Here is an 18,946-nt window from a genome sequence, read left to right on the forward strand (position 1 = left end):
CGCCGTGTCGTCCGGGCGTGCCGGAAGGGGTGCGATCGCGCTCGCCCTGTTCCTCGTCTATGTGATCTGGGGATCGATCTACCTCGCGATCCGCCTGGTGATCGAGGAGGTCCCGCCGCTCGGCTCGATGGGTGCACGGTTCCTGCTCGCCGCCGCGTTGATGGCCGCCTTCCTGGCCTTTCGCGGCGGCTGGCGTCGGCTGCGCCTCACTTGGCGGGAAACGGCGGGAGCCGCGTTCCTGGGTGTCCTGCTTCTCGCCTGCGGCAACGGCCTGACCTCGGTGGGCCAACTGCACGGAGTGCCCTCCGGGGTGACGGCACTCCTCGTGGCCATGGTGCCGCTGTGGATCTGCATCTACCGCACCCTGTCCGGTGACCGTCCACGGGTTCTCGAGCTGGCCGGCGTCGGGGTGGGGTTGATCGGTCTCGCAATCCTGGTGCTGCCGCACGGTGGTGACCGGTCCGGACTCCCGCTCGTCGGCGTGGCGGTGATCGTGCTGTCGAGTCTGTCCTGGTCGTTCGGCTCGTGGATCAAGCCGCGGATCTGGCTGCCCCACGACGTGTATGTCAGTGCGATGTATCAGCTTCTGGCGGCGGGCGTGGCGATGGCGCTCGCCTCGGTCGCGACGGGAGAACGCCTGGACGGCGAGATCGGGCCCCGGGCATGGGGTGCGTTCGGCTACCTCGTGGTGTTCGGCTCGATCGTCGGTTTCACCGCGTACGCCTGGCTGCTGCACCACGCGCCACTCCCGTTGGTGGCCACCCATACGTATGTGAACCCGGTGGTGGCCGTGGCGCTCGGATCGGTCGTGCTGTCCGAGCCCGTCACGCCCGCGCTCGTGGTCGGGGGAGCGGTGGTACTGCTGTCGGTCGTGCTGGTCGTCAGTGCACACGCTCGAACGCGACCGTCGGGGGATTCCACCACGAACGGTTCCAAGGTATTATTATCGGACCAAAAAGCGACGGGAGGCGGGTAGATGGCGCAGGACACCGTGAAACGCTCGTTCACCGGGCCGCTGTCGGGGCTGAAGGTGGTCGAGATCGGCTCGATCGGCCCCGGGCCGTTCTGTGCCATGCTCCTTGCCGATCTCGGCGCCGACGTGATTCGCGTGGACCGCGCCGCCGGTGCCGGGCTGGTCGGCCCGAACGCCGACTTCCGCGCCGAACTGCTGCACCGCGGCCGTCGCTCACTCGCCGTCGATCTCAAGCACCCGGACGGTGCGGAGGTGGTGTTGTCGCTCGTGGCGGACGCCGACGTCCTGATCGAGGGCTTCCGCCCCGGGGTCGCCGAACGACTCGGCATCGGGCCCGACGACTGCGCGGAACGAAATCCCGGGCTGATCTACGGCCGCATGACCGGTTTCGGGCAGGACGGCCCGCTCGCCCAGCACGTCGGCCACGACATCAACTACGTGGCGCTCAGTGGCACCCTGTCCATGATCGGACGCCAAGGCGAGCCGCCGACCCCGCCGCTCAGCCTGATCGGCGACTTCGGTGGCGGGGGAATGCTTCTCGCCCTCGGCATCGTGTCCGCTCTCTTCGAGAAGCAGCGTTCAGGGCTCGGACAGGTGATCGACGCGTCCATGGTCGAGGGCGCCGCACTCCTCGCGACACCGTTCTTCGGGTTCGCGCAGACCGGGGTGTGGAACGGTGAGCGCGGCACCAACCTCGTCGACAGCGGCGCGCCCTATTACGACGCCTACGAGACCGCGGACGGCAAATGGCTGGCCGTCGGTGCCCTGGAACCGCACTTCTACGCCGACCTCGTCGCGCTGCTGGACCTGCCCGACGACCTCCCGGACCAGAACCACCGATCGCAGTGGCCGCAGATGAAGAAGATCTTCGCCGACGCCGTGCGCGGCCGTACCCTCGCCGACTGGCTCGACGCCGCCGAGGGACTCACGCCCTGCGTCGCACCCGTGCTCGACGTCGACGAGGCGCCGGCGCACCCGCACAACGTCGCGCGCGGCACGTTCGTCGAGGTCGACGGGCTCGTTCAGCCCGCGCCCGCGCCGCGATTCAGTCGCACGGCTGCCGCGGTGGACCGCCGTCCGCCGGCGCCGGGCGAACACACCGCCGAAATCCTGACCGACTGGGGGATCGCCTCGGGCCGCGTCGCCGACTGGCTGCGCTCGGGTGCGGTGCGCGAGGCCGCCGCAGCGACCTGACCTGCCGGGCGCGAGACGCCCGGACCACACACTGACGGCGATCACCTGGGATCGCCGAACTTGAGAAGGAGTGAACTCGTGACCGAGCCCACCACATGGGAGACGTTCACGCTCGAGCGGCCGGAACCCGGCATCGCCGTCGTGACGTTGAATCGCCCCGAACGGATGAACTCGATGACGAACACCATGTTCGTCGAACTGGAGAAGGTTGCGCTGCAACTGGATCACGAGCACGACCTGCGGGTCGTGATCCTCACCGGCGCCGGTAAGGCGTTCTGCGGTGGCTTCGATCTCGACGACGCCGAGGGGCTGTCGTCACTGACGCCGATGGGCATGCTCGACCAGCAGGAACTGGCGGCGCGGGCACTCGCGGCGATCCGCAGTATCCGCGTCCCGGTGATCGCGGCGGTCAACGGTGCGGCCGCCGGCGGTGGGCTGTCCCTGTCCCTCGCCGCCGACATCCGGATCGGTTCGCCGGCGGCGCGCTTCAACGCGGCGTTCGTGCGGATCGGTCTCTCGGCCGGCGACCTGGGCGCGTCCTGGCACCTGCCCCGGCTCATCGGTCCCGCGCGGGCAGCGGAGTTCGCCTACACCGGCCGCTTCATCGAGGCCGTCGAGGCCGAGTCCCTCGGGCTGCTGAACGCGGTCGTTCCGGCCGAGTCGCTGCTCGACGAGGCGCTCGCCATGGCCCGGCTGATCAGCGCGAATTCCCCTGCCGGAGTGCAGCTGTCGAAGCGAGCGCTGCACGCGAACATGGAGGTGTCGTCGTACGCGGCGGCGCTCGAACTGGAGAACCGCGGTCAGGCACTGCTCACCCGCGGCGAGGACATGCCCGAAGCCCTGGCCGCGTTCAAGGAAAAGCGCAGCCCGAAGTTCACGGGGCGGTGACCGGCATGACGCAGACGGAAACGCGGGAGAATACGGCGGTGCTGAGCAACTACACGCCGCCCCAGCTGGAGACCCTCACCCTCGAGGTGATCGAGGGCAAGATCGCCGTCCTCACGATCGACCGGCCGGACCGGATGAACTCGATGACCGTGAAGATGTTCGAGGAGTTCAACACCGCCGCGTACGCATTGCGTGACACGGACGCCCGGGCGCTGATCATCCGAGGCGCGGGCGACCGGGTGTTCTGTGCGGGATTCGATCTCGACGAGATCCACGTCATCACCGAAATGGGTGTGCGCGAGTTCCTGCGGTTCCAGGAGACCGCGACCGGCGGATTGGCGGCGCTGTACCACCTGCCGTTCCCCGTGATCGCGGCGATTCACGGTGCCGCGGCGGGAGGCGGGATGGCGCTCGCGCTGGCTGCCGACATCCGCCTCGTGGCACCCACCGCGAAGTTCAACGCGGCGTTCGTCAAGGTCGGCCTGTCCGTCGGTGAGCTGGGCACGTCATGGAAGCTCACCCGCCTCGTCGGACCGGGAAGGGCTGCGGAGATCGCGTACACGGCGCGTTTCGTCGGCGCCGAAGAGGCCGCCCGGATCGGGCTGGCGAACCGGGTGGTGCCGAGCGAGGAGCTGTTCGACGAGGCTGTCGCGGTGGCCGAGGCGATCGCGTCGAACTCCCCGGGCGGTGTCCGGATGTCGAAGCGGGCTCTGCAGCGGAACCAGGAAGTCACGTCGTATTCGGCGGCCCTCGAATTGGAGAACCGGGGGCAGGCGCTGCTCACCCGGTGTGCGGACATGCCGGAGGCGCTTGCCGCGTTCAAAGAGAAGCGGGCGCCGCGCTTCACCGGGCAGTAGGAATCAACGAATGAATATGTGGATGGAGGCGAGCGAATGACCTGGGACTGGACGCCCGACACGCTCGGTGCGCTGGAGTCGTTCCTGCGCGATCGAGGCATCACCGAGGGCCCGCTGACGACGTCCCGGATCGGCGACGGGCATTCCAACCTGACGTTCCTCGTCTCCGACGGGGTACGTCAGGTGATTGTCCGCCGCCCGCCGCCTCCACCCGTTCCGGCGGGGGCCCACGACATGCTGCGGGAGGCGCGCCTCGTCGGGGGCCTTGCGGGCAGTGGTGTGCCGGTGGCGGACGTCCTCGCCGTCGGGCAGACCGGTGACGTACTCGATGTCCCGTTCTACGTCATGGATTACGTCGCGGGTCCGGTGGTCACCGTCGAGACGCCGTCCGCGTTGAGCGCGCCGGCGGACCGTCGCCGCATCGGGGAGGCGTTGATCGACACACTCGCCGCACTGCACGCGGTGGACTGGCAGGCCGCCGGGCTGGGTGATCTGGGCCGTCCCGAGGGATTCAACGAGCGTCACCTGCGCCGCATGGGCAAATTGGTGGCGGCCGAGGACGGGACACCGCCGCCGGAGTTCGCGGACATCGACGCGTGGCTCGGGGCCAACGTGCCCACCGAGTCCGGTGCGGCGATCATCCACAACGACTACCGCATCGGCAACGTCATCCTCGCGCCTGACTCGCCGGGACGTATTGCCGCAGTGCTGGACTGGGAGCTCGCGACAATCGGCGACCCCCTGTTCGATCTCGGCTACTTCCTCGCCTCGTATCCCGTGGCGGGCGAAGAGCGCACACCGACCGAGGACCTCGGTACGGCCGTGCTCGAGGAGGGGTACCCGACCCGCGACGAACTCGCCCAGCGATACGCGGCCGCCACCGGCGCCGACCTGTCGAACCTGAACTGGTACACGGCACTGGCCCTGTGGAAGCTGGCGGTGCTGTACGAATACGGGCGCCGCCGTGCCGTCGCCGGAGTCGGCGATCAGTACTACCGCGACGGGGCACTCGTGCGTGCCTTCCTCGACGCCGCCCACCGCGCGGCGGGGCTGACACAGTCCGTGGGCTGACCTCTGCGTCAAGGCTGTCTCAGGCAGGGACGGCTGGGAAGGAATCGACGACCTGCCGGCGCAGCGGCCCTGCCATGTGGGCGAAGTCGCCTCGACGCAGATTCGCCCGCCCCGATCCTGTACACCTCCGGAACCACGGGAAGGCCGAAGGGCGCGATACTGACACACCGAAACCTGTGGGCCAGCAACGTCAACTGGATGCTGGCGGTGAACTACAACGCCGAACATGCCGCGCTCACGTCGGCGCCACTCTACGCGGGGACACTGCTCGACGACATCGAGCGGTACCGGGTGACATAGCTGTTCATGGTGCCGGCCATGATGCTGTTCACGAGCAAACGCGAGCGTTTCGACACCGCCGACTTGTTCAGCGTCCGCATCATCGTCGTGGGCGCGGCACCGGTCCCGGAATCGATGTTGCGGCTGTATGGGGCACGCGGGATTCCCGTCAGCCATTGCTGGGGTCCGAGGCGACGACCGGTGCGACGTTTTTGGGCACCGATCGCGCGCTCGACAAGCTCGGGTCGTGCGGCACCGCCGGCATGTTGAACGAGGTCCGGCTGATCGACGCCGACGGCAACGCGGTGACGACGCCGGGCGTGCACGGAGAACTGTGCGTGCGCGGCGACCCCGTGACCCCGGGATACTGGAACATGCCTGAGGAAACTGCCGCCGCACTCGGCCCGGACGGCTGGTTGCGCACCGGTGACGTGGCCTACCAGGACGAGGACGCTACTTCTACGTAGCCGACCGGCTCATGGACATGATCATCAGCGGTGGTGAGAACGTCTACCCCGCCGAGGTAGAGAGCGTGCTTTACGGCCACCCGGCCGTCGCCGAGGTCGCGGTTATCGGCGCCCCGGACGATCGCTGGGGCGAGCGAGTGATGGCGGTCGTCGTTCCAGCGTCAGGCGCGAGCCTGGAGTTGGAAGACTTGCGTGAATTCGCCGGCGCCGATCTCGCGCGTTACAAATTGCCGCTCGAATTGCGCATCGTCGACCTCCTCCCGCGGAACACGACCGGGAAGGTCCTAGAGCACGAGCTGCGTGCGATGAGCGGCACCGGCGCCTGACCGCCGGCACCGCGGCGGTCACATGCGATGACACGTGACCGTCGCTGTGGTGCAGGTCTTTCCGGATCGATTGCGCCCGGCGACCTGGACGACGGCGAAGGTGCGGCCGCGGTAGATCACTCTGGGGGCGAAGGTGATCGGCTCGGTGCCCGGGCAGGGCCGCACGAACGCCATGGCGATGGACGTCGTCTGGAATTCGGCATGTGGTGTCACCGCGGAGTGGCCGGCGATCTCGGAGGCGCACAGGAGGACCCCGCCGTGGACGTTGCCCAGCGGATTGCGGAGCGATTCCGACGGTTCGAGTTCGAGGCCGGCAGCGGCGTTGTCCCGTCGGTGGTGAGCACCGAGCAGTTCGATGGTCGAGGTCGCGTTCACTCGGGCTGGGGTGACGTCGTCGGGCGAACCCGTTGGCATCTCGGCGGCGACGAAACGCAGCCGGGCGCTTGCGAGCGCGACGACCCGTCCGGACTCGTCGACGACCCGGCCCGTTGCCAGGCCGCCGTCCGGATCGACGCTGACGACGTGGCTTTCCGCCTGCAGGACTGAACCGTCCAGTGCGGGGCTGCGGGAGAAGTCGAGGTGAAGTTCCGTCGTGACGGACCAGTGCCCGGCCGGGGCGCGGGCGGTAATGGGGTATCCCGTCACGTCGTCCGTCAGGACACCGAGAGCGCCGCGGCACGGCATCCCTCGCTCGTCGGCCATCCACGGTCCGGTCGTCATCACGGACGTGCCGTGATTGGCGTCGCCGGTGACGGGTGCTACCCGGAACAAGGCTTCGGCGCCGGTTGCGATGAATGGGAGTGCGGTGACGTCCTCGATGGTCATGTCCCTCCTGGACAGACGGGAGAAGGCCTGCCGACGGACGCGAGTCCGTCGGCAGGCCTCCCTGATGTGTGGGTCAGACCCCGCGCTGGGCCTTGGCTGCTTCGCTCGCGGCCTTGCTCTTTTCCCGGGCCGCGGCCCAGTCTTCGCTGCTCATCGACGTCAGTCCGGCGAAAGTACCGGGGCCGGCCAGCATCTGGCCGCCGTCCATGGCGATGGTCTGGCCGGTGAGGTAGTCGCAGGCGTCCGACAGCAGGAAGATGGTGAGGTTGGCGAGTTCCTCCATGGTGCCCATCCGGCCCATCGGCACCTGGTCGGCCTGGGTGGCGCCGACGGCACTCTTCTCGGTGGGGTTGAGCATCTCCCACGCGTAGTCCGTCGGGATCGGTCCCGGGGCCAGCGCGTTGAGCCGGATGCCGTAGCGGGCCCATTCGACGGCGAGCGACATCGTCATCGAGTGCACGGCGGCCTTCGCCATCGCGGACGGAACGACGAACGCGGAACCGCTCCACACCCAGGTGGTGAGGGTGGACAGGACGACGCCCTTGGTTCCGCCCTCGATCCAGCGGCGGCCTGCGGCGTGGGTGGTGTTGAACGAGCCGTTCATCACGGTGGAGGTGACGGCCTCGAAGGCGCGGGGGCTCAGGGATTCGGTGGGGGCGATGAAATTCGCGGCGGCGTTGTTGATCACGCCGGTGAGCGGGCCGTGCAGCGCCCAGATCTCGTCCATCGCGGACGACACCAGGTCGGCGTTGCGGACGTCGACGGTCTGCCAGTGCACCGAGCCCGGACGGGACACGGATGCCTCCGCGGCGGCCTCTTCGAGGACGGCGGGCCGGCGGCCCCACAGGTGTACTTCGGCGCCGTGGTCGACGAGGTGCCGGGCGACGCCGCGACCGAGCCCGGTGCCGCCGCCGGTGATGAGCACGCGCTTGCCCGCGAGGGCGTCGGACGCGAAGGGAGAAGTGGTCATGCGATGGTCCTATTGGTCGGGAACGAGGGCTACAGGCCCAGGCTCTTGCTGATGATCTCGCGCTGAATCTCGTTGGTACCGCCGTAGATCGGCGGCGCCAGGGAGCGGCGGACCTGTTCCTCCATGCCGTATTCGCGGGTGTAGCCGTAGCCGCCCATCATCTGCATCGCCTCGAGCGCGGTCTTCTTCGCGATCTCGGTGCATTTCAGCTTGGCCATCGAGCCCTCGCGGTTGAGGTTGTCTTCCTCGCCGGCGTCGATCCGCTCGGCCACCTCGTACACGAAGGACTTCGCGAAGGCGATCTCCGTGGCGAGATCCGCGATCCGATGCCGGATGGCCTGGAAGCTGCTGATCTTGTGGCCGAACTGCTCGCGCTCGGTGACGAAGGCGATCAGGTCGTCGAGCGAACGCTGGGCGCCGCCGAGCGCCATCGTCGCGATGATGAGCCGTTCGACGCTCAGTCCGCGCATCAGATGGCGCCACGCCTGGTTCGGTGTGCCGACGACAGCGCTTACCGGGACCGCGACGTCGGTGAAGTAGAGGTCGTTGCAGGTCCGGGCTTCCATGGTCTTGATCTCGTGTATCTGGAGGCCGGGCGTGTCGGTCGGCACCATGAACAGGGTCAGACCCTGGTGCTTGTTGCCGGACGTATCTGTCCGGGCGAGGAGCAGGATGTGCTCGGCGATGTGGGCCGCGGAGATCCACGTCTTCTGCCCGTTGATGACGTAGTGGTCGTCGACCAGTTCCGCCTTGATCCGGACGCCACCGAGATCGGAGCCGGCACCGGGCTCGCTGAGGGCGATCGCCTCGAGCTTGCCTGCGGCCATGTTGCCGACGATGGTGCGTTTCTGTTCCTCGGTGCCGTAGCGCAGATACGTCTGGGCGGCGGTGAGTCCGGTGGAGTAGGCGATGATGGGTGCGAGGCCGCGGGCGGATTCCTCGAGGAAGATGCATTCCTCGACCATTCCGGCGCCGCCCCCGCCGTATTCCTCCGGCAGCGAGACGGCGAGCCAGCCGAGGCCGGCGAACTTGTCGAGGATGATTTGGCTGTTCGCCAGGGTGCCGCCCTCGGTCAGCAGGTCACGTTGCTGGAGGGTCTTGCATTCGGCGTCGCAGAACTCGCGGACGGCGACCGCGAACTCTCGTTGCTCTCGGGTGAAACGCATGTGGCCTACTGCTCTCTGTGACGGGTCCCGGGAAGTGAGTTGCCGGACGGCGAGGCGAAAGACAGCCCCGCCGTCCGGAAGTCATCGGTCAGGCGCCGCGGAACTTGGAGAAGTCGGGCTTGCGCTTCTCGTTGAACGCGCTGATGCCCTCGATGGCCTCGGCGGACTCACCGAACAGTTTCAGCGTGGAGTAGGCCATGTTGCCCTGCGCGATGAAGTGCTCGGTGTCGGCGTTGAGCGACTGCTTGAGCACCTTCAGCGCCGTCGGCGACAGCTGCAGGATCTCGTCGGCCCACGCCCGGACCTCGGCACGCAACTGGTCACCGGGCACCACCTTGTTGACCAGGCCCCAGTCGAGGGCCTGCTCCGCGCTGTAGCGGCGGCACAGGAACCAGATCTCACGGGCGCGCTTCTCGCCGATCGCGCGGGCGAGGTAGCCGGTGCCCAGGCCGGCGTCGAACGATCCCACCCGCGGGCCGTTCTGCCCGAAGATGGCGTGATCGGCGGCGATCGACAGGTCGCACAGCAGGTGCAGCACGTGGCCGCCACCGACCGCGACACCGTTGACCGCGGCGATCACGGGCTTGGGCACATCCCGGAGCACGCGGTGCAGGGCCTCGACCTCGAACAGGCCGCTGTCGGACGGGCCGTAGTCACCCGTCTCCATGCGCTGCTTCTGGTCGCCACCCGAGCAGAACGCCTTCTCGCCGGCACCGGTGAGCGCGATCGCCCCGACCTCGGAGCTGCCCCACGCCTTCTTGAACGACTTCACCAACTCGTCGACCGTCTTCGCGCGGAACGCGTTGTACCGCTCGGGCCGGTTGATCGTGATCCAGGCGAGTCCGTTCTCGACCTCGTACGTCACATCCGTGAAGTCACTCGTGAAGTCACTCATCGACCTGTTGGTCCTTTCGTGTTGCCCGCGGAACGTGAGTCCCGCGAAGTTCTTTTGGTCTTACCTTATGACGAAGGTAGCGCTGATAACGAGCGTTTTCAAGACCAACGGTTTAAAAGACTGTGACCTGCGTTGATACGACGCGAATTCGCTGCAATATGACGTTGCGACCCGGTCGTCGTACTTCCATCCTCTGCACAGCAGAACCTTCTGTACGTGTGTGCCCGGTCACATTAATGTTCCGGACGTCGAGGTGACGACGCCCGACCCGCAAGGCCCAATCTCCCGGAGAGCCGTGCTGTAGCGCTCCGGTCACGGCGTGTACCGCCATGAGCGTGATGAGGAAACAATGAGTGCAACCATCCACCGGGATCTGCAGATACCCGGACCGATCGCAGACGCCGATCGAGACGATCCCACGCCCGAGATCATCGAGGAGATTCGCGCGCGATTCCCCACCGAAGGCGAATACGACAGGATGCTGACCCGCAAGATGGAGAGGCGGGCCGGGTCGGGGTACCGCAGCTTCGATCTCGGCCTGCTCACCGCGGCGCTCGAGAACATGCTGCGGGACGTACTGCCGTCTGCATTCGAGGTCCGGAACGCACGGTGGTTGACGGGCGGAGCGTCGAAGATCCAGATGGGTTTCACTCTCAGGTACTCCGACCCGGCAGGTAGCGACGTGACCGAGGACCTGGTCCTCCGGATGGAGCCGCCGGAGTCCCTCAATGCCACCAGCCGGATGCGGGAATTCGAGGTGATCAACGCCCTCGCTGGGACAGTGCCGGTGCCGACGGTCCGGTGGGTCGACGAGGAGGGACGGTGGTTCCCGGAGCCGGCGCTCGTCTACACGTGGGTGCACGGATCCGCGAAGCCCAGCCGCGCCCAGAGTCGGATCGCCGGCATCGGAATCAACTTCGGTCCCGAACTCCGCGAAGTCCTCGCCCCGCAGTTCGTCGACCTCCTGGCGTGCATTCACACGTTCGACGTCGCGGCGGCCCCACTGGACCACTACGAGAAGCCCGCGGTGGGCGGCACCGAGAGCGCCCTGTGGCAGTTGAACCGGGCAAGACGAGTGTGGGAGGAGGACCGAGGAGAAGACCTTCCGCTGCTCGACGTGGCGGAAGGCTGGCTCGAGGACAATCTCCCCGTCCTCGACCGTGTCAGTCTCGTCCACGGCGACTATCGCGGGGGAAACTTCCTGTTCGACGAGGACAGCGGATCCGTCACGGCCATCCTCGACTGGGAGCGCAGCTTCCTCGGCGACCGCCACCGCGACCTCGCGTGGGCGACGCTGTACCCGTTCGGCCATCCGTCCGAGGACGGTTCGGAGTTCCTCGCGACGGGTCTGCTGCCGACCGCGGAGTTCTTCGAGCAGTACGAGCAGGCATCCGGCCTGACCGTCGATCCGGACAAGCTGACGTTCTACCGGATCCTGAACGAATACCAGTCCGTCGTCACCGCGCTGGGCTCGGCCTACCGCGTCTCGAAGCTCGGGAAGACCCACCAGGACGTCCTGCTGACGGGACTCGAGGCGACCGGATATCTGATGGCGCATCAACTCGGCAAGGATCTCGAGGAGGTTCTCTGATGGTGAACAAATCCGCGAACACGTTCGGCGCAGCTGCCCGCTCACTACGTACGACGGTGACACCGGCGCTGGGGGAGTCGAATTCGCTCGCAGCCGAGCAGGTGCGCGTCATCGCCGGCGTACTCGACTTCTACCGCGACCGCGCACAGCACGAGTACCCGCGGAAGCTGTACGAGTTCCGGACGTATCTCGCTCTGGCGGAACGACTCAGCGCCTACCTGGTTACCGACACCGCGGCCGCGTCACTGCTCGTGGACGCACTCGCGGAGGCACGTGCCACCGATCGGCTCGCCGTTCCGGAATACGGACAACTCGACCGGGCGACGGACGAGTTGACGCGAGCGATCGCCGGAATCGTCCGATCGGCGCGATCCACGGACCCGGACACGGGCGCAGAGATCAGCCGCCTCGTGCTCGACCACTCACGACCACTCGTCGAGATGCAGCGGTCGTGGTTCCTGCCCCAGGGCGTCGATCCGGACCCGGCTGCCGTCCCGCCGCTCCGCTCCCTCCTCGGCACCCCTGCCGCTCCGCCCCGCACCCACTAGCCAACGCACCGCTGCCTCATGCATCAGGAGAAGATATGTCATCCGAGGTGATCACCACCGCACCCGACTCCACGGTCTCGACCGACATGCGTCGGCGCGCGATCTCCGCCGCCAGTTTCGGAACGTTCGTCGAGTACTACGATTTCGTCATCTACGGCTACGTCGCGACGTACATCGCGCAGGCCTTCTTTCCCACTGGGAACTCGTTCGTCAGCCTATTGCTGACCTTCGGTGCCTTTGCCGCCAGCTTCGTGGCACGCCCCCTCGGCGCGGTGATCTTCGCGCCGTTGGGCGACCGATACGGCAGGAGGGTCGTCCTCTCGGTCGTCATCACCCTGATGACCCTCGCCACGGCGGGCATCGGTGTGCTGCCCACGTACTACCAGATCGGTGTCGCGGCACCGGTTCTCCTGACCGTGCTCCGTCTCGTGCAGGGACTCTCCGCGGGCGGTGAGTACGGCGGAGCGACGTCGCTCATCGCGGAGTTCGCGCCGCCTGCCCGGCGGGGCTTCTTCGTCGGATTCATCTCGCTGACCGTCGGCGGGGCGATGCTGTTCGGATCGGGAACGGCGATGGCGCTGACCCGGACCCTGTCGCCGGAGGCGATGTCGTCGTGGGGATGGCGATTGCCGCTGCTGCTGTCGCTGCCGCTGGGATTGATCGGCCTGTACATCCGCTTCCGGCTCGAGGAGACGCCGGCGTTCACGGCCCTGTCCCGGGAGGGGCGGGTGCAGAAATCGCCGCTGCTGACGACGCTGCGACGGGACTATCGATCGGTGCTCATCGGGATCGGTATCGCGGCGACCAACTCGTGCATGATGGCGTTGTACTTCATCTACATGCCGTCCGCGCTGAAGGAGTTCACGGACTTCTCCGCCGGAGACGCGCAGTTGATCACGTTCGTCGGCCTGGTCGCGTATTGCACTGCGGTGCTTCCCTTTGCGCGTCTGTCCGACCGGGTGGGACGGATCCCGCAACTGCTCGTCTCGTCGGCCACGCTGATCGTACTGATCTATCCGTCGCTCCTGATGCTGTCGAGCGGTGTGCTGCCACTCGCGATCGCCGCGATGGTGGTCGTCACACCCGTCGTCGCCGCGAACATCGCGGCCGTGACACCACTGCTGTCCGAGATGTTCGAGACCGACACCCGGTACACCGGATTGTCTCTCGGATGGCAGATGTCGACGACCCTCTTCGCCGGCCCGACCCCGATCATCCTGGCGGCACTCGCCGGACTCGGCGGAGCGACCATCCCGGCCTTCTACGCGATGGCCGTCGTCGCACTCACCGTGATCGCGGGCATTTTCGCCGCGCGCACGGCCGCACGATCCAGAACCCACTAGACCAATCCAACAGAAGTGAGGAATGAGAGAAATGGCATTCGGCGCCGAGCATTTCGAGTACCAGAATCCCCCTGAGGCCGACCATCTGTGGGTCGAAACGATCCTGTTTCCGATCGTGATTCCGGAGGCGAACCTCTACACGCTGATCTACACGAACGTGCGCCCGAGTCTCGGGGTGATGTGGAACCAGGTCATGGTGTGCGGCTCGCTCACCGACACCCGAGCGGAACTGTTGCACTACAACGAGAATCCACATCTCCCCGCGCCGGCATCCTTCACGCGGATCGACTCGCCGATCGGACTGTCGATCGATGCGGTCGACGCGCCGCGCAAGTTCCGCATCGACTACGTCGCCGACGACGGCACCGAGATCCACGTCGACTGGGTGAACCTCATGGACCCGTTCGACATTCACGATCCGCAACACAGTCCACAGGCGGGCACGGTTGCCGATATCCACGCCGACCTCGAGTCGGGTAGCCGCAAGGCCATCGGGCACGGGGATGCCACCGGGCGTGCGACCGGAACGATGATCGTTCGCGGCCGCGAGTACGTCGTCGACTCCATCGAGCGGATGGATCGGAGCTGGGGACCGCGTGACCCCATGAAGGCCGGGAAGCCGAACCACATCGTCTCGGCGACCTTCGGCGAGGACCTCGCCTTCCACATGATCTGCCCCTGGAACCCCGAGGTGGCGAATCCCGACGCCTTCCAGCTCTCGCACGGATACGTGATGGACGACGGCGAGGTCTACGGGCTCACCGACGAGCTGGAGATGACCAGCACGCACCTCGGAATGGTGTGCACCGGAATCGACATGACGGTCACCGACGTGCGTGGGAAGAAGTTCCGCCTGCAGGCCACGCCGAACGTCGGGGCGCCCTGGATCGCGGCGCCGACCGCGATGGTGCACAACGCTCTGATGCGGTGGACATGTGCGGGGCGCGACGGGTACGGGGTGGTCATGAGTACTCGGCACCTGTCCGAGCTGAACAGGAACTTCGGCCGGTTCCAGGCCGACACCCGCGGGCTTGTGTCCGTCTGAGAAGCCGGGCTGTAATCGCGGGTGCGCCGTGGCGGGTACCCATTTCGGACCCCGCGAAGTCGGACTATCATCCCGGTATGAAGACGAGGCCGATCAGTAAGCCGACTTACATGATCGAGTCCGTGCACAATGCGCTGCTACTGCTGAACGCAGTCCGCGACCACGGCAGCCTCCGGTTGAAGGATGCCGCCGAGGAGATCGGCGTGGCTGAGTCGACCGCCCACCGGTTGCTGGCCATGCTGATCTACCACGGCTTCGTCGTGCAGGACGAGTCGCGGCGGTACCTCCCGGGGCCGTCGATCGGGGTCGGTCCCACTCATTCGTCCTGGACCCGGACATTCCGCGATGCCAGCCTCGGCCCGATGCGCGAACTTGCCTCTCTGACAGGGGAGACGGTGAATCCCGTCGTACGCACCGGCGTCGAGTCCCGGGTGATCGGAGCCGTGGAATCGGAGAAACTGCTCAGGGTCGGAAACCGCCAGGGGCATGTTCCGCCCGCCCGCACGTCGGCCGGCGGTCGAGTGCTGCTCGCGCAACTCGGCGACAGCGCGCTCGCCGACCTGTATCAGTCGGACCATGCACTGTCGGCCGACCGGCTGACACCGGCAGAGTTCGTCCAGTTGCGAAGGGAATTGCGGGCTGTGGCGGAGAAGGGTTATGCGACAGCCATCGATGCAGTCGAGGTCGGCTTGTCCTCCGTGGCGGTCTGCCTTCGCAACGGTGAAGGCGACGCTCTCGGCGCCCTGGTCGTCGCGTTGCCGACGACCCGCCTCCAGGCCGGAATGGATGCGGGACTCGTTTCCCAGATGCGCAGAGCAGCAAAGCGAATCGAGGATCGTATTCGGGAACTGAGGCCGTCCGACACGATGTGAGTCGGGCGCTGGGCGTCCGCGACGCCGCCCGGGCAAGGCCGACACGCGCTCATCTTTTCGGCTCCCGCACCCGTTCTCGGACCCTGGAACGAGTGCGGGAACCGAGAAGGTGCGCGTCTGTCCCGGACGCGTGGAGGAATCCGCTCAGGCGCGGGCGCGGATGCCCATCGCGCCGCAGACGGGTGCGGGCCAGTCGACGTCGGTGCGGGCGAGTTCCCGGTCGACGGCTTCGGCGACGTCGTCGGCGAAGGGCACGACCCGGCGGCTGGTGAGGTCGACGTGGGTGGCGGTGACCTCGAGGGTGCTGGCGAGGCGCTCGGTGGTGTCGTCGACGAGGAAGGCCATCGCGTGCACCACCTTGTCGGAGCGTGCGACGAGCCGAGCGTGCACCGACACCCGGTCGCCGACGTGGACCTCCGCGTAGTAGCGGATGTGGTGCTCCGCGGTGAAGAAGCCCTGGCCACGGGTGGCGCGGTAGTCGTCGGTGATGCCCATCCGGTCGAACACCTCCGCGATCGCCTGCGCCTCGAGGTCGAAGTAATGGCGGATGTTCATGTGGCCGTTCTCGTCCTCGTAGGCGGACGGAACGAGCACCGGCCCGCACTCGCGGGGAAGTGCGACCACCTGGAGGTAGGAGGGGATTTCGGCTGGTATCGTCATCGATCCACTATAACGATCGTTCACAGCCGGTGCTAGAATGGCGCGGTGGACCGGAACCGGAAGATCCTCGACACTGCCGCAGAGCTGTTCTACGAAAAAGGCTTTCACGGTACGAGTGTCGATGAACTGGGGTCTCGTGCCGGACTGAGCGGTCCGGCCATCTACCGCCATTTCTCCGGCAAGGACGAGATCCTGGCCACCCTGTTCGACGAGGCGATGGACGAGTTGATCGGCGCCACCGAACCCGTCCACGACGACGCCGATCTCGATCTCCAGCGGATGATCCGGCACCACGCCCTCTTCGCGGCCCGGCACCGGCATCTCGTGAATGTCAGCCAGCGTGAGGACCGGTCGCTGGTCGATCCGTGGCGGAAGGCCATCAATCGCCGGCGCAAGCAGTACGTCCAGAGCTGGGAGGCTGCCGTGGCGCGGTCGATCCCCACGGCGTCGCCGGCAGAGGTGTCCGTGGCCACCCAATCCTGCCTGGGCATGATCTTCTCCATCGCGTACTGGCCCGCGAAGGTGACCCGCACGGCCGGGCTCGCCGACCACATGGTGCGGATGGCGAGCGAGGGCCTGGACGCGTTCCGCGAATAGCGCACTGCCCCCGCACCTCGTGACGCGTGCGGGGGCAGTGACACGCGTCGGACTACGTCGCGATGCTGGCGCGGTACGCGTAGGACGACGACCGCGACAGCGCGAACTCGAAGATCCCGTACCCGGTCTGCCCGTCCCAGTCGAACGTGCAGCACCGGTCGGTCAGGGCCGAGTCGAGAGTCTTCGGCCCCACGGTCCCGTCCAACGGGTAGACGTCGAATTCCTCGTGGTCGCGGCCACGGACCTTGCCGTGGTGCCCGCCGTAGCCGCCGCCTGCCATGAAGCCGCCGCCGGCCGAGGCGTCCGCGTCGACGCGGTACGTGGCTCCGGAGGCCGTGGCGATCTCCACCGTGCCGGAGGCGAGGTCGTTGCCCGAGGTGAACACCAGGTCGTGCCGGACGTCGGTGATGTCGTCGAGTCGTCCGTCGTCGTGCATGACGGCGCCCTCCAGCAGGATCCGTCCGCCCATGCGGTCCTCGACGAGCAGGAATCCGAACGTGCGGTCCGGGAACTGGGCCTGGTACCAGATGTGCAGGCCCTGGCCCCCGGACATCGTGCGCACGCCCCGGGAGCGGTCCCGCAGGCCGTACCAGCCGCCGACGTCCGTAGTGGTTCCGTCGAGGGTGAGAGTGCCTTCGTAGCGACCGGGCTGGAAGAGGTGATCGAACGCGGTGACGTTGCCGTCCGTGTTCTTCACGTCCACCGATCCGAGCCAGTACGGCGCCCGTGCGCGCCAGAGCAGATCCAGTTCGAGCCCGGTCTTGTTCTCGCCCAGCTGAATTCGCCAGGTCGTGTTGTCCTCCACGGTTTCCCACGTCAACGGTCCGACGGAGGCGCCGTCGGTGTCGGAGTGTTCGGTGGAGAAGCGGAGATTACGCTGCTCGGACTCCGTGGTCAGGACGACGAAGCCGTCCACGACGTTCCGCGGCGGATAGACGCCGGCGCCGAGGATCACCGACGGTGCAGCGACTCCGTCCGGGTGGAGATTGAACATGAACCGGTCGAAGAACTTCTCCGGCATGTCCTCGGCGGTGTGCGTCACCAGGGCGTCGTGAAATCCGTCGGTCATACGTGCTCCTTCTGTTCTACGGTCACATTGTCGGCGCCGATTTCACGATGGTCCAGCGTGAAGCGGTAGGAACCCATCATCAGCAGGCACGCGATGGCGACGCCGACCAGGACGATGATCGGAAGCGCGCCGGCACTGTACGAGCCGGTGGCGCCGTAGACCTGTCCGAGCAGGAAGATGCCGAACGCCGACCCCTGCGCGTACAGGAAGTAGATGAATCCCAGCACCCGGCCGTACGAGTGCTTGGGGAAGTACCGGCTCACCATGTAGGCGGCGAGGTCGCCCTCGGAACCCAGACCCAGACCGATCAGGGCGGCGCCGGCGAACAGAACTCCCGTCTGCGACGACGTGATCATGAGGAAGACCCCGACCCCGCACAGGGCGAAGATGACCGAGCCGATGACGGGGGCGTAGAACCGGTCCAGCAGATACCCGACCAGCAGTCGTGCGCCGATCGACGCCAGGCTCAGCACCGACAGAATGGAGACGGCGGTGCCCTGGGTGATGCCCTTGTCCGTGGTCATGGGCACGACCTGGGACATCAGGCCGAACGTCGCCGACGACACGAAGAAGATGGCGACGGACAGCAGCCAGAACTGCCGGTATTTCCTCGCGATGGTGAGCAGCGATTCCCCGGCCATGCGGCCCTGTAGACGCGCGGCCACGCGCTCGGCCTCGTGTTCGGCGGGCATGCGGGTGACGAAGGCGTAGACGGCGGCCGGGATGACCGTGCACAGGGCGCCGATCACCAGGAACGCCATCCGCCATCCGCCGATGCCGAGCATCCAGTTGGCCAGATACGGCATCAGCACTCCGCACGAGCCGAGGCCGGCCATGAGGATGCCCAGCGCCATGCCGCGACGGTCCTGGAACCACGCACTCACCACGGTCGAATGCGCCACCGGGTTCACGGCGCCCGCTCCGGCGCCGATCACGACACAGAGCAGGTAGAAGACGAGTTGATTGTTCGGCAGCGCGGACATCAGCATCAGGCCGATGCCGAACGCCAGTGACATCGGAACCGACGGGATCTTGGGTCCGTACCGGTCGATGAGGAAACCCAGAATGACGATGCTGATGCCCACCAGCACCGTTTCGATGGACAGGCCGTTGCTGATGACGCTTCGTTCCCAGCCGAATTCTGCGGTCATGGGCTTACCCAGAATGTTGAACAACACGTTGACGGCGGTCGTGCCGAACAGCAGTGTCACAAAGCCTGTGACGACGTACCACCAGCGGTTCAGATGCCGCGTGGACGCTGTGCTCATGGGAGCTCCTGTCGATCGATGTCGAGGGTCGGACCGTGTACT

General features: G+C 66.9%; 20 protein-coding genes and 1 pseudogene. 14 read left to right on the forward strand and 7 right to left on the reverse strand.

Translation table 11 applies throughout. From position 1 onward, the window contains the following. Positions 1-4: 4 nt before the first annotated feature. The 8 genes and pseudogenes from ROP_RS22760 (at position 5) to ROP_RS44290 (ending at position 6,055) form a co-directional block, all read left to right on the forward strand. Positions 5-976: an EamA family transporter gene (locus ROP_RS22760; RefSeq protein ID WP_012691756.1), complete on the forward strand. Its 972-nt coding sequence runs from the start codon at positions 5-7 to the stop codon at positions 974-976. Then, the gene (locus tag ROP_RS22765) at positions 977-2,167 is read left to right on the forward strand and encodes a CaiB/BaiF CoA transferase family protein (RefSeq protein WP_012691757.1); all 1,191 of its coding nucleotides are present in this window, start codon (positions 977-979) and stop codon (positions 2,165-2,167) included. 78 nt (positions 2,168-2,245) lie between these two features. Beyond that, positions 2,246-3,055 carry an enoyl-CoA hydratase/isomerase family protein gene (locus ROP_RS22770; protein ID WP_043825170.1) on the forward strand — a complete coding sequence of 270 codons (810 nt, stop codon included), beginning with the start codon at positions 2,246-2,248 and terminating at the stop codon, positions 3,053-3,055. Between the two features lie 5 nt (positions 3,056-3,060). Next, entirely contained in the window at positions 3,061-3,912 is an 852-nt protein-coding gene (locus ROP_RS22775) for an enoyl-CoA hydratase/isomerase family protein (protein WP_050785225.1), read from the forward strand. Between the two features lie 36 nt (positions 3,913-3,948). Beyond that, positions 3,949-4,983 carry a phosphotransferase family protein gene (locus tag ROP_RS22780; protein WP_012691760.1) on the forward strand — a complete coding sequence of 345 codons (1,035 nt, stop codon included), beginning with the start codon at positions 3,949-3,951 and terminating at the stop codon, positions 4,981-4,983. 117 nt (positions 4,984-5,100) lie between these two features. Further along, positions 5,101-5,178 (forward strand): annotated as a pseudogene (locus ROP_RS44280) (AMP-binding protein); the annotation flags it as partial. 260 nt (positions 5,179-5,438) lie between these two features. Then, positions 5,439-5,729 carry an AMP-binding protein gene (locus tag ROP_RS44285; RefSeq protein ID WP_012691762.1) on the forward strand — a complete coding sequence of 97 codons (291 nt, stop codon included), beginning with the start codon at positions 5,439-5,441 and terminating at the stop codon, positions 5,727-5,729. 11 nt (positions 5,730-5,740) lie between these two features. Continuing rightward, positions 5,741-6,055, forward strand: a complete 315-nt coding sequence (locus ROP_RS44290) for an AMP-binding enzyme (RefSeq protein ID WP_012691763.1) — start codon at positions 5,741-5,743, stop codon at positions 6,053-6,055. 18 nt (positions 6,056-6,073) lie between these two features. Here the strand turns inward: ROP_RS44290 and ROP_RS22790 are convergent, their stop codons facing one another. From ROP_RS22790 to ROP_RS22805, 4 genes are all read right to left on the reverse strand, one after another. Further along, on the reverse strand, positions 6,074-6,880 hold the full coding sequence (locus ROP_RS22790) for a PaaI family thioesterase (RefSeq protein ID WP_012691764.1): 807 nt from the start codon (positions 6,878-6,880) through the stop codon (positions 6,074-6,076). Positions 6,881-6,953: 73 nt separating this feature from the next. Further along, positions 6,954-7,850, reverse strand: coding sequence for an SDR family oxidoreductase (locus ROP_RS22795; RefSeq protein WP_009475533.1), 897 nt, complete (start codon positions 7,848-7,850; stop codon positions 6,954-6,956). 29 nt (positions 7,851-7,879) lie between these two features. Further along, complete coding sequence (locus ROP_RS22800) at positions 7,880-9,016, reverse strand: acyl-CoA dehydrogenase family protein (protein WP_012691765.1); 1,137 nt, start codon at positions 9,014-9,016, stop codon at positions 7,880-7,882. Positions 9,017-9,104: 88 nt separating this feature from the next. Then, on the reverse strand, positions 9,105-9,911 hold the full coding sequence (locus ROP_RS22805; protein WP_009475531.1) for an enoyl-CoA hydratase-related protein: 807 nt from the start codon (positions 9,909-9,911) through the stop codon (positions 9,105-9,107). Between the two features lie 349 nt (positions 9,912-10,260). Here ROP_RS22805 and ROP_RS22810 point away from each other — a divergent pair, with 349 nt between their 5' ends. The 5 genes from ROP_RS22810 (at position 10,261) to ROP_RS22830 (ending at position 15,310) form a co-directional block, all read left to right on the forward strand. Then, complete coding sequence (locus tag ROP_RS22810; RefSeq protein ID WP_043825173.1) at positions 10,261-11,502, forward strand: phosphotransferase family protein; 1,242 nt, start codon at positions 10,261-10,263, stop codon at positions 11,500-11,502. Further along, entirely contained in the window at positions 11,502-12,050 is a 549-nt protein-coding gene (locus ROP_RS22815; protein WP_012691767.1) for a hypothetical protein, read from the forward strand. The genes ROP_RS22810 and ROP_RS22815 overlap by 1 nt, the downstream gene beginning before the upstream one ends. 35 nt (positions 12,051-12,085) lie before the next feature. Continuing rightward, positions 12,086-13,393 carry an MFS transporter gene (locus ROP_RS22820; protein ID WP_012691768.1) on the forward strand — a complete coding sequence of 436 codons (1,308 nt, stop codon included), beginning with the start codon at positions 12,086-12,088 and terminating at the stop codon, positions 13,391-13,393. Positions 13,394-13,424: 31 nt separating this feature from the next. Continuing rightward, positions 13,425-14,438 carry a DUF7064 domain-containing protein gene (locus ROP_RS22825; protein WP_043825174.1) on the forward strand — a complete coding sequence of 338 codons (1,014 nt, stop codon included), beginning with the start codon at positions 13,425-13,427 and terminating at the stop codon, positions 14,436-14,438. 77 nt (positions 14,439-14,515) lie between these two features. Further along, complete coding sequence (locus tag ROP_RS22830) at positions 14,516-15,310, forward strand: IclR family transcriptional regulator (RefSeq protein ID WP_012691770.1); 795 nt, start codon at positions 14,516-14,518, stop codon at positions 15,308-15,310. A gap of 144 nt (positions 15,311-15,454) precedes the next feature. Here the strand turns inward: ROP_RS22830 and ROP_RS22835 are convergent, their stop codons facing one another. Next, a complete protein-coding gene (locus tag ROP_RS22835; protein ID WP_043825175.1) occupies positions 15,455-15,970 on the reverse strand; it encodes a thioesterase family protein in 516 nt (171 codons plus the stop codon). Positions 15,971-16,015: 45 nt separating this feature from the next. On the opposite strand from ROP_RS22835, the gene ROP_RS22840 reads away from it, so the two are divergent. After that, positions 16,016-16,567: a TetR/AcrR family transcriptional regulator gene (locus ROP_RS22840; protein ID WP_012691772.1), complete on the forward strand. Its 552-nt coding sequence runs from the start codon at positions 16,016-16,018 to the stop codon at positions 16,565-16,567. Between the two features lie 52 nt (positions 16,568-16,619). On the opposite strand, the gene ROP_RS22845 is transcribed toward ROP_RS22840, so the two are convergent. Both ROP_RS22845 and ROP_RS22850 read right to left on the reverse strand, forming a co-directional pair. After that, complete coding sequence (locus ROP_RS22845) at positions 16,620-17,636, reverse strand: DUF7064 domain-containing protein (protein WP_012691773.1); 1,017 nt, start codon at positions 17,634-17,636, stop codon at positions 16,620-16,622. Next, a complete protein-coding gene (locus ROP_RS22850; RefSeq protein WP_012691774.1) occupies positions 17,633-18,904 on the reverse strand; it encodes an MFS transporter in 1,272 nt (423 codons plus the stop codon). Before ROP_RS22850 ends, ROP_RS22845 begins: the two co-directional genes overlap by 4 nt. Between the last annotated feature and the right edge of the window lie 42 nt (positions 18,905-18,946).

The organism is Rhodococcus opacus B4, from assembly GCF_000010805.1.
Lineage (GTDB): Bacteria > Actinomycetota > Actinomycetes > Mycobacteriales > Mycobacteriaceae > Rhodococcus_F > Rhodococcus_F opacus_C.

Excerpts from the sequence above, each read along its gene's own strand:
- ROP_RS22780 (WP_012691760.1), top strand. The coding sequence starts at position 3,949 with ATGACCTGGGACTGGACGCCCGACACGCTCGGTGCGCTGGAGTCGTTC.
- ROP_RS22830 (WP_012691770.1), top strand. The coding sequence starts at position 14,516 with ATGAAGACGAGGCCGATCAGTAAGCCGACTTACATGATCGAGTCCGTG.
- ROP_RS22850 (WP_012691774.1), bottom strand. The coding sequence starts at position 18,904 with ATGAGCACAGCGTCCACGCGGCATCTGAACCGCTGGTGGTACGTCGTC.
- ROP_RS22800 (WP_012691765.1), bottom strand. The coding sequence starts at position 9,016 with ATGCGTTTCACCCGAGAGCAACGAGAGTTCGCGGTCGCCGTCCGCGAG.
- ROP_RS22835 (WP_043825175.1), bottom strand. The coding sequence starts at position 15,970 with ATGACGATACCAGCCGAAATCCCCTCCTACCTCCAGGTGGTCGCACTT.
- ROP_RS22775 (WP_050785225.1), top strand. The coding sequence starts at position 3,061 with ATGACGCAGACGGAAACGCGGGAGAATACGGCGGTGCTGAGCAACTAC.
- ROP_RS22845 (WP_012691773.1), bottom strand. The coding sequence starts at position 17,636 with ATGACCGACGGATTTCACGACGCCCTGGTGACGCACACCGCCGAGGAC.
- ROP_RS22765 (WP_012691757.1), top strand. The coding sequence starts at position 977 with ATGGCGCAGGACACCGTGAAACGCTCGTTCACCGGGCCGCTGTCGGGG.
- ROP_RS22820 (WP_012691768.1), top strand. The coding sequence starts at position 12,086 with ATGTCATCCGAGGTGATCACCACCGCACCCGACTCCACGGTCTCGACC.
- ROP_RS22805 (WP_009475531.1), bottom strand. The coding sequence starts at position 9,911 with ATGAGTGACTTCACGAGTGACTTCACGGATGTGACGTACGAGGTCGAG.
- ROP_RS44290 (WP_012691763.1), top strand. The coding sequence starts at position 5,741 with ATGGACATGATCATCAGCGGTGGTGAGAACGTCTACCCCGCCGAGGTA.
- ROP_RS22790 (WP_012691764.1), bottom strand. The coding sequence starts at position 6,880 with ATGACCATCGAGGACGTCACCGCACTCCCATTCATCGCAACCGGCGCC.
- ROP_RS22795 (WP_009475533.1), bottom strand. The coding sequence starts at position 7,850 with ATGACCACTTCTCCCTTCGCGTCCGACGCCCTCGCGGGCAAGCGCGTG.
- ROP_RS22825 (WP_043825174.1), top strand. The coding sequence starts at position 13,425 with ATGGCATTCGGCGCCGAGCATTTCGAGTACCAGAATCCCCCTGAGGCC.
- ROP_RS22810 (WP_043825173.1), top strand. The coding sequence starts at position 10,261 with ATGAGTGCAACCATCCACCGGGATCTGCAGATACCCGGACCGATCGCA.
- ROP_RS22815 (WP_012691767.1), top strand. The coding sequence starts at position 11,502 with ATGGTGAACAAATCCGCGAACACGTTCGGCGCAGCTGCCCGCTCACTA.